The organism is Prevotella marseillensis (assembly GCF_900625065.1).
Lineage (GTDB): Bacteria > Bacteroidota > Bacteroidia > Bacteroidales > Bacteroidaceae > Prevotella > Prevotella rara.
The window spans coordinates 1,317,068-1,332,379 of sequence record NZ_UYXY01000001.1 but is presented as its reverse complement, the minus strand read 5'-3'; the positions used below and the strand labels follow the sequence as shown (position 1 = coordinate 1,332,379).

Genomic DNA, 15,312 nt, shown 5'->3' with positions numbered 1-15,312 from the left:
ATCCTTATGTGGGTGAAATTGTGGTAATGAAGAGCAGAATGACATGATAAGTCCCTTATTCATGTGAATAATGCCCATGCTCATATTATTTTGAATACGAATGTAATATAAAGATAGGCGGCAAGTAATATACTTGCCGCCTATCTTTATTGTTAACTGTTTTTAGTCTTTATTCCTCAACAGCAGCTTGCGCGGCCGCAAGACGTGCGATAGGCACGCGGAATGGAGAGCAGCTGACGTAATTTAGGCCAACTTTATGGCAGAACTTAACTGATGAAGGTTCACCTCCATGTTCTCCACAAATTCCACATACAAGTTCAGGACGAGTTGCGCGGCCTTTTTCTACTGCCATCTTAACAAGCTGTCCAACACCATTCTGGTCGAGAACCTGGAATGGGTCAACGTTAAGTATCTTCTTGTCAAGATATACAGGCAGGAAGCTGGCGATATCGTCGCGACTGTATCCAAATGTCATCTGTGTCAAGTCGTTAGTTCCAAAGCTAAAGTATTCTGCTTTCGCAGCAATGTGATCAGCTGTTAAAGCTGCTCGCGGTATCTCAATCATAGTTCCAACACGGAATGCTATTTCTATACCTTCCTCTTCGAAAATCTCTTTTGCCGTTTCACGAATGACCTTCTCCTGCATATCAAACTCATTGACGATACCGATGAGAGGCACCATGATTTCTGGTTTAGGATCAAATCCTTCTTTCTTTAACTGAACTGCAGCACCCAATATGGCTCTTGTCTGCATTGCCGTAATCTCGGGATATGTGTTGCCAAGGCGGCATCCGCGGTGACCAAGCATAGGATTGTGCTCACTTAGGCAGTTTACTCTCTGCTGAATCTCCTGAACGGTTATTCCCATTTCTTTGGCCATGATTTGCTGACCTTCAAGATCGTGGGGAACGAACTCGTGCAAAGGAGGATCAAGTAAGCGGATGTTGACAGGATATCCGTCCATTGCTTTCAATATACCATAGAAATCTTGTTTCTGATATGGTAAAAGTTTTGCAAGTGCTTTTTCGCGACCTTCAACTGTATCCGACAGAATCATTTCGCGCATTGCCTTTATCTTCTCATTTTCAAAGAACATGTGTTCTGTGCGGCAGAGTCCGATTCCGACTGCACCAAAATTACGGGCTACAGCTGCATCGTGCGGAGTGTCTGCATTTGTTCGTACGACGAGTTTTGTGTATTTGTTGCACAAATCCATAAGTGAAGCAAAATCACCTGTAACCTCTGCCGGCTTGGTTTTTACCTCACCAAGATAGATTTCACCTGTAGATCCGTTTATAGAGAGATAATCGCCTTCTTTAAGCATTACGCCGTCTATTTCAACAGTACGTGCTTTATAGTCAATATTCAAAGCTCCTGCACCAGACACACAGCATTTACCCATGCCTCTTGCAACAACTGCAGCGTGAGAAGTCATACCGCCTCTTGCTGTTACAATACCTTCTGCTGCTGCCATACCGGCCAAATCTTCAGGACTGGTTTCTATACGGACCATTATTACGCGTTTGCCGTCATCATGCCATTTTGCCGCATCGTCGGCAAAGAAAACAATTTGTCCGCAAGCTGCACCTGGTGAAGCTGGAAGACCTCTTGTGAGTACCTTTGCGGTCTTTAATGCGTTCTTGTCAAAAATAGGGTGGAGCAGCTCGTCTAGCTTATTAGGCTCGCAACGTTTTAAGGCTGTCTTTTCATCTATTTCTCCTTCACGCAGCAGGTCCATCGCAATTTTAACCATTGCTGTACCTGTACGTTTTCCGTTACGTGTCTGCAGGAACCAAAGTTTTCCTTCTTGAACGGTAAACTCCATGTCCTGCATGTCATGATAGTGGTGTTCAAGCTTTTCCTGAAGCGCATTGAGCTGTGCATATATTTCAGGCATAGCTTCTTCCATTGACGGGTATTTAGATATTCGCTCTTCTTCAGAAATGCCTTGCTGCTTAGCCCATTCAATAGAGCGTGCCTTTGTTATCTGTTGAGGTGTGCGTATTCCGGCAACAACGTCTTCACCCTGTGCATTAACAAGGTATTCACCATTGAAACAGTTTTCTCCGGTGGCTGCGTCACGGCTAAAGCATACGCCTGTTGCTGACGTCTGTCCCATGTTTCCGAATACCATGGCCATAACAGTTACAGCAGTACCCCATTCAGCAGGTATTCCTTCCATCTTACGATAAAGGATGGCACGTTCATTCATCCAGCTGTCGAATACGGCACATATAGCACCCCAAAGCTGTTCCATTGGGTCGTCAGGGAATTCCTTGCCTGTTTGTTTCTTTATAGCCTCTTTGAATAATTTGACAAGTTGCTTGAGTTCGTCAACAGTCATTTCATTGTCAAGAGTTATATTTCGTACAGCCTTTACCTTCTGAATTATAGCTTCAAACGGATCGATGTCTTCTTTGTTTACTGGTTTCATTCCTAAAACCACATCACCGTACATTTGTACAAAACGTCTGTAACTGTCGTATGCGAATCGTTCATTTCCGGTTTTCTTTGCCAAACCTTCAACAACCTTGTCGTTTAGACCGAGGTTCAAGATTGTATCCATCATACCAGGCATTGAAGCACGTGCTCCGGAACGTACGCTGACGAGCAGAGGATTCTCTACGTCGCCAAATTTGCTGTTCATCAAAGTTTCTATATGATGTACAGATGCTTTTACGTCGTCGCTTAAAAGTGCAACAACACTTTCTTTGCCTTTTTCAAAATATTCGTTACAAACATCTGTTGTAATAGTGAAACCAGGAGGAACTGGCACTCCGATAAGGTTCATTTCGGCCAAGTTGGCACCTTTTCCGCCTAGCAGATTACGCATATCTGCTTTTCCTTCAGCTTTTCCGTTACCGAAGGTGTAAACTCTTTTTTCTGTCATATTAATTTATGGTTTTCATGTATATTTTTTATCCAAGATTTTTGTTATGTGCAAATATACTTAAATTTTATTAACTAACAAATTTTTTTCTCTGTTTTTAGGTACAATCAATATAATTTGTTTTGTAAATATGCGTTTATTATGTCATTTGGAAATTATTGTTTGCATACTCGTTTTTTTGTAAACAGGCCATTTTACAAGTTTAATTATTTAAATGTTAAATAATGTAATTTGCGTGTATTGTATGGTTGGCTAACAATTTGTAATGTTTTTGCTAAAATATAGCCCAACATGTTAGTGGTTGTATGTAAGAATAATGGGATTAAATAGACTTTACTTTACTTAATGTCATTGCTATGTCGGCGGTTTATTAACGTTTTTGTGTGAAAATTGTGGCTTGTGTTTGATAATTAACCGCTTTTTAACATATAATTCATTGACTTTCGGACTCTAAATCAATATAAATTTATATGTAAAAGCATATGTTTGGCAATGTATTTAATATGGATTTGTACTGTTTGATTCTTGCGCTTTTTGTAATGTGTTGATTTCCAGTGTGTTATTTGTGGCTGAATTTTTGCGTGTTTTGTGGATGTAATTTGTTATATTAAGGTCTGTTACTGTTTTTTTACTGTTTGTAAATTCAAAAAGTAAGCATGATGCAAATAAATGTTTCAATGTGAAACTTAGGCGACCGGTTGATAAATGTCAATTATGCCTTAGCAATGTGATTATATTTGAATGTATGCTAAAATAGAATTGGAAAATTTGTTTTACTAATTAAAATTTCTACCTTTGTAAAAGAATGTAAATGGGTATGGAGATGATATGGGTACGCCCTGTTGTATGGGGCTTCCGTTCAATCCTGCACTTTATAATTGTAATTCTGAATATACCTTATTATATAAGGATAGCGGAAACAAAATAGGTGTAATGCCCTTTATAAATTTAATGTGATTATATTTTAAATCTAAATTACTTATATTAAACACTTTATTGTATGGATAAGACAATTGAAATGAATGCGAACCCACTAGTTGAGTTCCTGCGTAAACCTTCAAAATGCTTTACTAAAGCAGACATAATTGCATTTATACGTGAAAAGGGTATACGTATGATAGATTTTATGTATCCGGCTGAAGACGGACGCATAAAGACTTTAAACTTTATGATTAATGATTATGCTTATCTTGAAACTATATTAACAGACGGCGAGCGAGTTGACGGTTCTAGCTTGTTCCCCTCATTTATAGAGGCAGAAAGTAGTGATTTGTATGTAATACCACGTTTCCGCACTGCATTTGTAAGCCCGTTCTCAGAGATTCCTACTTTGTGCATGTTATGCTCATTCTTTGACAAGAATGGCGAACCATTTGAATGTTCTCCTGAACGTACATTGCATAGAGCAGCAGCAGCGTTTGAAGAGTCTACAGGCATGACTTTTGAGGCGATGGGCGAATTGGAATATTATGTTATAGCTGATGATAATGGAATGTTCCCTGCTGTAGATCAGAGAGGATATCACGAATCAGGTCCTTTTGCAAAGTTTAATGAGTTCCGTAAGCAGTGTATGGCATACATTGCTCAGACTGGCGGACAAATCAAGTATGGACATTCTGAGGTTGGAAACTTTACTCAGGATGGAAAAGTTTATGAGCAGAATGAAATAGAGTTCTTGCCCAACCCTGTAGAAACAGCAGCTGATCAGTTGGTGTTGGCAAAATGGGTAATCAGAAATCTTGCACAAATGAATGGGCTTGATGTTACTTTCGCTCCTAAAATAACTGTAGGAAAGGCCGGCTCAGGTTTACACATACATATGCGTATGATGAAAGACGGAAAGAACTGCATGATTAAAGACCACAAGCTTTCAGAAGAGGCTAGAAGAGCTATTGCCGGTATGATGATTTTGGCTCCATCTATTACTGCATTTGGCAATAAGACATCTGTGTCATACTTCAGATTGGTTCCTCATCAGGAAGCGCCAACAAATGTTTGTTGGGGTGATTGCAACAGATCTGTACTTGTGCGCGTTCCTCTAGGATGGACTTCTGGCCGTGACATGTCTGTTCAGGTTAACACTCTTGAAGCAGAAGCTAATAATGATACAACTCTCAAACAGACTGTTGAGATGCGCTCACCTGACGCTTCTGCAGATATATATCAGCTTATGGCAGGTTTGTGCGTAGCATGTAGATATGGCTTGGAGATGGAAAAAGAAGAGGCCTTACAGATTGCTACAGATAAGTATGTCGGAATTGATGAAGCTAAAAAAGGTCTGTCAAAGTTTGAGCAGCTTCCTGATTCATGTGTGGCTTCTGCAAAATGGCTTGAGAAGCAGCGTGGATTATATGAGGACAAAGGTGTCTTCTCTGCAAGAATGATAGATGGTATCATTAGAGCTTTAAACAAACAGGATGATTCTAACTTGCGTGAGTCTGCAGAAAAGGATAGCAAACTGATGCAGAAGTTAGTTGAGTCTTCTTTCTATTGCGGATAATTTATAGATAAGCAAGTTTAGCTATTTTTAGTATAAAGGCAAATATCTTTAGATGATTTCAGATTATCATTTAAGGGTATTTGCTTTTTTATTCTGACATAAAGTATTTTGGGCGTTAGGATATATTCCGTTCGGGTGTATTTTGATTATATTTGTTATAATTAAGTAGTGTTCTGATGATGGCGCTTAGCAGGATTGTACTCGCCTAAATTGTTATGACATTTAGTGCTATTCATGTAAAGTTTTAATCATACACACATTTGTGTATGTCTTATTGACTTCTTTATTAAAAGGTAAATTGTTATTTTCTTAATTTTTAGATTATACGTTGTTGTATTTTAAAAATATCAGTTAACTTTGCATAATAATTATATGCATGCGTATAAATATGGGCTGGTTCGGGCCGCTTTATTAATATGTATGTGAGGTGTTGCATTACATTAATTAATATTAAAATGAGCAGAAAGAAAAAATCACTACCGGTTTTAGAAAATATAACAATAACTGATTATGCAGCAGAGGGGAAAGCTTTGGCAAGAGTAAATGAACTTGTCGTGTTTGTCCCATTTGCTGTTCCTGGTGACGTTGTTGATTTGCAGGTGCGGAGAAAGAAACATAGCTATTGTGAAGCAGAGATAATAAGATTTATAAAATATAGCGAAAGGAGGGTTAAGCCATTCTGTCAGCATTTTGGAATTTGTGGAGGATGTAAATGGCAGAACATACCATATGATGAGCAGCTTAGAATGAAACAAAAGCAGGTCTATGATCAGTTGACTCGTATTGGTAAAGTTAATCTACCGGAATTCAATCAGATATTAGGCTCTGTTAAAACCCAAGGCTATCGTAATAAATTGGAATTCGGCTGTTCGAATAGACGATGGCTAACTCAAGATGAAATAGCTTCAGGTTCGGATTTTACACAGATGAATGCTGTTGGATTCCATATAACAGGTGCGTTTGATAAAATTTTGCCGATAGAAAAATGTTGGCTAATGGATGATCTGCAAAATAAAATCAGAAATGCAATCAGAGACTATGCCTATGAACATGATATCGTATTCTATGATATCAGGAAACAATGCGGGTTGTTGCGTGATATTATGGTCAGAAACTCAGATACGGGGGAGTGGATGGTTTTAATACAATTTCATTATGAAAAGGATGAAGATGAGGTTATTGCCAAAAACTTACTTCAGCATATTGCAGACGGTTTCCCTGAGATAACGTCGTTACTATATGTTAATAATCAAAAAGGTAACGATACCTTTAATGATTTAAATATTGAAGTGTTTAAAGGTAATGATTATATATATGAAACTATGGACGGCTTGACATTTAAAGTTGGAGCTAAAAGTTTTTATCAGACAAACACGAAGCAGGCCTATCATCTTTATTCTGTAGTACGTGATTTCGCAAATCTTACAGGTAACGAACTTGTTTATGACTTATATACAGGAACTGGAACGATTGCTAATTTCGTTTCTAGATATGCTAAACGTGTTATAGGTATTGAATATGTTCCGGAGGCTATTGAGGATGCTAAAATTAATTCTGAAATAAATAACATATCTAATACCTTATTCTTTGCAGGTGATATGAAAGATATATTAACGGAATCGTTTATATCTGAAAATGGTACTCCTGATATAATAATTACAGATCCTCCTAGAGCAGGAATGCATCCTGATGTGGTTCAAACTATAATTAAAACAGCTCCAAAGAGAATAGTGTATGTAAGTTGTAACCCTGCAACACAGGCACGTGATTTATCTCTTTTGGATGATTTATATGAGGTCGTTGCAGTACAGCCTGTAGATATGTTCCCGCATACGCCTCATGTTGAAAACGTCGTGTTATTAAACAGACGCGTAAATTAAATTTTGATGATAAGGTTATACCTTTATTTTATATATTGTGTGTGAATTATTAGCTTTTACAGGTTTAAATTTATAGAAAATTGAAAAGAATAATATCATTTTTTGTATTTTGTGCGATTATTTGCAATGTGTGTGCGCAAAAGAAAGAAGTGTTTAGTATGCCTAAGTTAAGCGGTTATGCAATTGGGCAATACCAATATTCTGGTAAATATAATTCAGAAAGCAATACTTTTAGTTTGCGAATGGTTAGATTGTCTTTGGACGGACGTATATTAAATGACTTTGCATATAAACTCCAGGGACAAGTTAATGGAAATACAACAACTCTTGGTGAAAGTCCGCGAATCGTTGATGTTTTTATTGAATGGCAAAAATATGATTTTATCAAGATAAAAGTAGGACAGTTTAAACGTCCGTTTACTTTTGAGAATCCAATGAATCCCATTGACCAGGGATTTATGAGCTATGCTCAAAATGTGACTAATCTTTCGGGATTTAATGATAGAACAGGTGAACATTCATCGAATGGTCGTGATATTGGAATACAATTACAAGGTGATTTACTAAAAATAAAAGAAGGGAGGGCACTGTTGCATTATCAGATAGGTGTGTTTAATGGCCAGGGTATAAATACGAAGGATGTAGATAACCAGAAGGATATTATTGGGGGATTGTGGGTTATGCCAATATCTGGTATGCGTTTAGGAACATTCGGGTGGACTGGTTCATATGCACGTAAAGACAATAATGGAATAAAAAGTTTATCTAAACGTCGCTATGCCATTAGTGGTGAGTATGTTACAAATGACTGGACTTTCCGTTCTGAATACATACACTCTACAGGATATGGCTTTAAAACTGTTTATAATGATAAAACAAATTTAAGTGAAACTGAAGTTGATTATGAAAAAGGTAATAAGGCTGATGGATTTTATGCATTAGCTATAGCGCCAATAATAAAAAATAAGTTTCATGTAAAAGCTCGTTATGATATGTATCGGCCAAGTGCAGAATGGAATAATAGCAAGACATATTATGAAATTGGTGCAGATTATGAATTCGTAAAGAATTTGAAGATTTCAGCAGAATACATATTGGTTAATGACCGTTCTTTAGAAAAACATAATTATAGTATGATTGATACACAGTTATCATTCAGATTTTAAAAAATGTAATACCATGAATATACCGTCAGTATTTTGGATTGTGCCTTTCGCATCTGTTTGTGCGTTAATAATGGCTTTTTACTTTTATAAGTCAATGATGAGAGAAGATGAGGGCACAGAAAGAATGAGAGAAGTTGCAGGGTATGTAAGAACTGGTGCAATGGCATATTTAAGACAGCAGTATAAAGTTGTAATAATTATATTTGTTGTTATCAGCCTGATATTTGCATTTATGTCTTATGTGCTACACGTGCAAAATCCATGGGTACCGTTTGCATTTATTACAGGCGGTTTGTTTTCTGGATTATGTGGCTTCTTTGGCATGAAGACAGCTACATATGCATCGGCGCGTACTGCAAATGCAGCTAGGCATAGCCTTAATAAAGGATTAAAAATTGCATTTCGGAGTGGAGCTGTAATGGGGTTGGTTGTTGTTGGCTTAGGCCTTATGGATATAGCATTGTGGTTTGTCATATTAAATGCATTTTATGATGGTGAAGCCAATGCTCTTGTTACAATTACGACAACAATGCTTACATTTGGCATGGGTGCGTCTACTCAAGCCTTGTTTGCCCGTGTAGGTGGAGGTATTTATACTAAAGCTGCAGATGTTGGTGCAGACCTTGTCGGTAAAGTTGAAGAAAACATACCGGAGGATGATCCGAGAAATCCGGCAACCATTGCAGATAATGTTGGCGATAATGTCGGTGACGTTGCAGGAATGGGGGCTGATCTATATGAGAGTTATTGTGGCAGTATCTTAAGTGCTGCTGCATTGGGTGCCATGGCTTTTGGGCTTAATTATGAAATGCAGCTTAAAGCAGTTATAGCTCCAATGCTAATAGCGGGTGTTGGAATATTTTTATCTTTAATCGGCATTTTTGTGGTTAAGACAAAGGACAATGCTACAATGATGGATTTGCTGCATTCGTTAAATTTAGGTACAAACGTTTCAGCTGTTCTTATTGCAGTAGCATCATTTTTAATCTTGTATTTGTTAAAAGTTGAAAATTGGATCGGACTTTCGTTTTCTGTAATTAGTGGACTTCTCGCAGGTGTTATAATAGGAGCAGCAACCGAGTTTTATACAAGTCAAAGTTATGGTCCGACAAAGGATGTGGCTAAGTCTTCTGAAACGGGATCAGCAACAGTAATTATTAAAGGTATAAGCACAGGAATGATTTCTACCATGATTCCTGTAATTACAATTTCTGTTGCTGTAATGTTAAGTTATTTGTGTGCGAACGGCTTTGACATGTCTATGAATTCAGAAAGTATTTCTAAAGGACTATATGGTATAGGTGTTGCTGCTGTCGGCATGCTTTCAACTTTAGGTATAACATTAGCGACGGATGCTTATGGCCCTATAGCAGATAATGCAGGTGGTAATGCCGAGATGTGTGGATTGGGAGAAGATGTAAGAAAAAGGACCGATTCACTTGATGCTTTAGGAAATACTACAGCCGCAACAGGAAAGGGATTTGCTATAGGAAGTGCAGCATTGACAGCTCTCGCTTTATTGGCGTCATATATTGAGGAAATAAAAATAAATATGGTAAGAGCGGCTAACGAAGGTGTTGTCTTTATTGATAATTTAGGAAATGTTTTTGAACCTAAAAATGCTCAGCTGTTAGATATGATTAGTTTCTTCCAGGTTAACCTCATGAACCCAAAGGTTTTAATAGGAATCTTTATTGGTGCTATGTCTGCATTTATATTCAGTGGTATCACGATGGGAGCTGTTGGACGTGCAGCAGGTTCAATGGTAGAAGAGGTTAGAAGACAATTCAGAGAGATAAAGGGTATCTTGGAAGGTATAGCAACTCCGGATTATGGCCGATGCATACAAATTTCTACAAAGTCAGCTTTGCGTGAAATGATATTGCCTTCTTTATTGGCTATAGCTATTCCTGTGTTAGTAGGTATAGTTCTAGGTGTTTCCGGCGTTCTGGGACTTTTAATAGGTGGAATGTCCACTGGATTTACTCTTGCTATTTTTATGTCAAATGCTGGAGGGGCATGGGATAATGCTAAGAAAATGATTGAAGAAGGTAACTTTGGCGGTAAAGGTTCTTCTTGTCATAAGGCGGCAGTTGTAGGTGATACGGTTGGTGATCCTTTTAAGGATACTTCAGGTCCCTCTTTAAATATATTAATTAAGCTGATGTCGATGGTTAGTATTGTGATGGCAGGTCTGACAGTAGCCTTAATTTAGAAACTCGACATGTCAAAATGACACTAATAATTAGTCGATTTTGTACTTTCGGCCAATCGTACCCAATATTTTATATAATTTAATAATATGAAATAACTTTATTATAAAAAAATAATGTAACTTTGCGGGCGAAAAAAGAAAGGCCGTATTTAATGCGGACACTTGGGAGTAATTAACGTTGATTAGACAGCGCTTTTAACAAACATTAGGTATAATTATTTAAGGAAATTATTTTAACCCTTTAAAATAAAAAAAGATGATTAAAATTGGTATTAACGGATTTGGCCGTATTGGTCGTTTCGTATTCCGTTCAACTCTTGAAGAGGCAAACAAGAACGATGTAGTTGTAGTAGGTATCAATGACCTTCTGCCTGTTGATTACATGGCATATATGCTGAAGTATGATACAATGCACGGCCAGTTTGACGGTACAATTGAAGTTGACACTGCAAAAAATGAATTGATAGTAAACGGAAACCACATCCGTGTTACAGCTGAAAAAGACGCTGCTGATCTTAAGTGGGATGAAATCGGTGCAGAATATGTTGTTGAGTCAACTGGTTTCTATCTGACAATGGACCGTGCAGAGAAACACCTTCAGGCTGGTGCTAAATATGTTGTTCTTTCTGCTCCTTCAAAGAAGGGTGAGGACGGACGTCAGGCTGATATGTTCGTTTGTGGTGTTAATACAGATAAATATGCTGGCCAGCAGATTGTTTCAAATGCATCTTGTACAACAAACTGTCTCGCTCCTATAGCAAAGGTACTGAATGACAAGTTCGGTATTGAGAACGGTCTTATGACAACTGTTCACTCTACAACAGCTACACAGCGTACAGTTGACGGTCCTTCTTTGAAGGATTGGCGTGGTGGCCGTGCTGCTGCAGGAAACATCATACCTTCTTCTACTGGTGCTGCTAAGGCTGTAGGTAAGGTTATCCCTGAGCTTAACGGAAAACTTACTGGTATCTCTATGCGTGTTCCTACTTTGGATGTTTCAGTTGTTGACTTGACTGTTAATCTGAAGAACTCAGCAACAAAAGAGGATATCTGCAAAGCAATGAAAGAGGCTTCTGAAGGTGAACTGAAAGGTATCTTAGGATATACAGAAGATAAGGTTGTTTCTTCTGACTTCTTGGGTTGTCCTTTGACATCAATCTTCGATGCTGATGCAGGTGTTTATCTTACAGATAAATTTGTAAAAGTTGTTTCTTGGTATGATAATGAGATCGGTTACTCACACAAGGTTGTAGATCTCATCAAGATTATGAAGAAGCACAACGGATAATTGATACTTGATTATAATTTGATAAAAAAAACCATTCGACATTGTCGGATGGTTTTTTTTTATTAATTTTGTACAGACTACAGTATCATTAAACTTTATATTGCATAAAAATATGATAACCATTTTAGGTCCGACTGCATCAGGAAAGACATCGTTTGCGGCTGCTTTAGCTGCAGAAATTAATGCTGAAATAATTAGTGCAGACAGTAGACAAGTTTACCGTAATATGGATATAGGTACGGGTAAGGATCTTGACGATTATAAAATTGGTGATAAGCTTATAAAGTATCATTTAATTGATATTGCTGAACCTGGTACAAAATATAATTTATTTGAATATCAGAAGGATTTCTATAATGCATACAATGATATTATAGGGCGAGGAGTCACACCGATATTATGTGGTGGAACAGGATTGTATATTGAGGCTGTGTTGAATGGATATAAGTTGTTGCCTGTGCCGGAGAATAAGGAACTCCGTTTGGAATTAGAGAAGAAGGATTTGGATGAGTTGACAAAATTACTTATACAGCTAAAAAGAGACAATAAGTCTAATATGCATAATTCTACCGATATTGATAATAAGAAGCGGGCGATACGGGCAATTGAAATTGAAACATATTATAAAAATTGCCACAATCTTGAAGAACGTAATATTCCTCCAATTGACTCGTTGATTTTTGGAATTGAAATAGATAGAGATTTACGGCGCAAGCGAATAACAGAGCGGCTATTGCAGCGCCTTAATAATGGCATGGTAGATGAGGTTAAGATGTTGCTCGACAGAGGTATTTTGCCTGAAGACTTGATTTATTATGGACTTGAGTACAAATATGTCACCAAATATTTGATAAATGAAATAACTTATGATGATATGTTCCGTTCATTGGAGATTGCGATACATCAGTTTGCAAAGCGTCAAATGACATGGTTCAGAGGCATGGAAAGAAGAGGATTTAAAATACATTGGATCGATTTTTCACTTCCGATGGAACAAAAAATTAAATATGTAAAAAGCTATTTATAATTAATAGTCTAATTATTTACTATAAAATAAGATTATAATATGTCAGGTGAAGATAATCGTTGGGGAATATTATATTGTCCGAAACATGGTATAACGGCATCTAAAAAGAGATGGGCAAAAATTGAGAACTGCTTGAAGGATAATGATATAAAGTTTGATTTTGTCCAAAGTGAGGATCAAAGCAGTGTTACAAGACTTATTAATATGTTTATAAACAATGGATATAAAACCATTGTAATTGTTGGCGGTGATTCTGCGTTAAATGACGCAGTAAATTGTCTTATGTCTGTAGATTCTTCTATACGTGAAAAGATATGTTTGGGTTTGATACCTAATGGACTGATGAATGATTTTGCTCATTACTGGCAATTGAAAGAAAACGACGTTAATCAGATAATCGGATGGATAAAACAGCGTCGGGTTAGGAAAATTGATTTGGGCTGTATTCATTATACAAACTCAGAAGGAGATATTTGTCATAGATACTTCTTGAATTGCGTTAATATTGGACTCATTTCGGCAATAATGAACTTGAGGCAGCGCACACACAGACTTTTTGGCTCCAGAACACTGTCTTTTCTGTTTTCATTAATTTTGATGATTTTTCAACGTTTGGATTATAAAATGTCGTTAAAAATTAATTCGGATATTATTAAAAGGAAAATTATGACAGTGTGTATTGGGAATGCGTCTGGTTATGGTCAAACTCCCAATGCTGTTCCATATAATGGTCTCCTTGATGTTTCTGTTGTTTACCATCCGGAGATGACACAGCTTTTTGAAGGATTTTATTTGTTATTTACAGGTAAATTTCTCAATCATCATAGCGTACATCCTTATAGAACTAGAGAAATTATCGTTAATGAAGCGGTTAAGGCAATGGTGAGTATTGACGGTCGGTTAATGAAAACACCGGTCGGGTCATATAAAATTACTGTTGAACAAGAAGTTATTAATTTTCTTATTCCGGCATGATGTCGTACTGTAATTTACTCGTCTAAAGTGCTGACATTTGACTATATTGTGACTTAGATTAAAAACCATAGGTTTATGGGGCAGAATTCAGTGAGTTTTATCTTGAAATACACTGAGTTTTATAATGGAAACCATTGACTTTTGTTTTGACTATAGTTATGTAAAAATGATAGGGTGGGTAGTTGTAAATAATAATGCCAAAATAGTGAGTAAATATATTAATCTCCTATTTTGGCATTAAAATATTATTAGTGTGAAAAATATGCTTATCCTAAATATTTTATTAATATTTTTGCATTTCCACTTTCACGCAATTTCGCGATACTTTTTTCTCTAATCTGACGTACGCGCTCTCGTGTTAAACCTAATTGGTCACCGATTTCTTCAAGACCTTTCTCATGGCATCCGATACCAAAGCATTCGCGTATGATGGTTATTTCACGCTCTTTCAGAACTTTGCTTAATACTGTATTAAGCTCTAGTGCCATTGATTCATGATCAACGTGTCTGTCTGTTCGGCTGTCATCTCCGCTAGGCATTACGTCAAGCATGCAGTTGTCTTCACCATCCTGAAATGGAGCATCAATACTAACATGATGACCGTCAGCTGCTAAAGATTGGCCAATTTTGTCTTCATCAAGTTTTGTTACTTCTGATAGTTCTGAAACAGATGGATGACGCTGGTTTTCCTGTTCGAACTTGTTTATTTCATGATTGATCTTATTTAGAGAGCCAACTTGATTTAATGGCAGGCGGACAATACGGCTTTGTTCAGCAATAGCCTGCAAAATGCTTTGACGAATCCACCATACTGCATAAGAGATAAATTTAAATCCGCGAGTCTCGTCAAACTTTTGAGCTGCTTTAATCAGACCAATATTACCTTCATCTATAAGGTCGGTTAATGTGAGTCCCTGATGTTGATACTGTTTAGCCACAGATACAACGAATCTCAGGTTTGCTGTTACAAGTTTGTTTTTAGCCCGTTCGCCTTCAGGTCCGCCTTTTTTTATTTTCTGAGCTAACTCTATTTCCTCGTCAATTGAAATTAAAGGAGCTCTACCTATTTCTACAAGATATTTATCCAAGGCTTCACTTGAACGGTTGGTAATACTTTTCTGAATCTTTAATTGTCTCATCTATTTGCCTTATATTTTGTAAGTACCTGATTTTCAAGCCAATAGCTTGATTGTTTCTGAAAACGCTGCAAAATTACAAAAAATATCAATACGTTGTACCGTTCTGTGGTTAAAAAATAATAAATAATAACATTAAAGTGTTCTTTCTACGCTTAAATAAAGTTGCAAAAATGTAATGTAATTTTATTTTGCAAATTAAAATAAAAGAAATTATAATTTATTTTATGTAAAA

General features: G+C 37.0%; 9 protein-coding genes. 7 read left to right on the top strand and 2 right to left on the bottom strand.

What is annotated here, in order from left to right; translation table 11 throughout:
- Window positions 1-169: 169 nt before the first annotated feature.
- Entirely contained in the window at window positions 170-2,890 is a 2,721-nt protein-coding gene (ppdK, locus tag EJL04_RS05590) for a pyruvate, phosphate dikinase (protein WP_053398543.1), read from the bottom strand.
- Window positions 2,891-3,890: 1,000 nt separating this feature from the next.
- Between ppdK and EJL04_RS05585 the strand changes: the two genes are divergently transcribed.
- From EJL04_RS05585 to EJL04_RS05555, 7 genes are all read left to right on the top strand, one after another.
- Window positions 3,891-5,390: a glutamine synthetase family protein gene (locus EJL04_RS05585; protein ID WP_021855493.1), complete on the top strand. Its 1,500-nt coding sequence runs from the start codon at window positions 3,891-3,893 to the stop codon at window positions 5,388-5,390.
- Window positions 5,391-5,845: 455 nt separating this feature from the next.
- Window positions 5,846-7,270, top strand: coding sequence for a 23S rRNA (uracil(1939)-C(5))-methyltransferase RlmD (rlmD, locus tag EJL04_RS05580; RefSeq protein ID WP_125104329.1), 1,425 nt, complete (start codon window positions 5,846-5,848; stop codon window positions 7,268-7,270).
- An 80-nt stretch (window positions 7,271-7,350) separates the two neighbouring features.
- Window positions 7,351-8,436: a porin gene (locus EJL04_RS05575; RefSeq protein WP_420899296.1), complete on the top strand. Its 1,086-nt coding sequence runs from the start codon at window positions 7,351-7,353 to the stop codon at window positions 8,434-8,436.
- 13 nt (window positions 8,437-8,449) lie between these two features.
- On the top strand, window positions 8,450-10,651 hold the full coding sequence (locus EJL04_RS05570) for a sodium-translocating pyrophosphatase (protein ID WP_125104328.1): 2,202 nt from the start codon (window positions 8,450-8,452) through the stop codon (window positions 10,649-10,651).
- Window positions 10,652-10,907: 256 nt separating this feature from the next.
- Window positions 10,908-11,939: a type I glyceraldehyde-3-phosphate dehydrogenase gene (gene gap / locus EJL04_RS05565; RefSeq protein ID WP_021855489.1), complete on the top strand. Its 1,032-nt coding sequence runs from the start codon at window positions 10,908-10,910 to the stop codon at window positions 11,937-11,939.
- A 112-nt stretch (window positions 11,940-12,051) separates the two neighbouring features.
- Complete coding sequence (gene miaA / locus EJL04_RS05560) at window positions 12,052-12,966, top strand: tRNA (adenosine(37)-N6)-dimethylallyltransferase MiaA (protein WP_082335230.1); 915 nt, start codon at window positions 12,052-12,054, stop codon at window positions 12,964-12,966.
- 39 nt (window positions 12,967-13,005) lie between these two features.
- Window positions 13,006-13,941: a diacylglycerol/lipid kinase family protein gene (locus EJL04_RS05555; RefSeq protein WP_053398547.1), complete on the top strand. Its 936-nt coding sequence runs from the start codon at window positions 13,006-13,008 to the stop codon at window positions 13,939-13,941.
- Between the two features lie 266 nt (window positions 13,942-14,207).
- Here the strand turns inward: EJL04_RS05555 and EJL04_RS05550 are convergent, their stop codons facing one another.
- Window positions 14,208-15,080: a sigma-70 family RNA polymerase sigma factor gene (locus tag EJL04_RS05550; protein ID WP_021855486.1), complete on the bottom strand. Its 873-nt coding sequence runs from the start codon at window positions 15,078-15,080 to the stop codon at window positions 14,208-14,210.
- Between the last annotated feature and the right edge of the window lie 232 nt (window positions 15,081-15,312).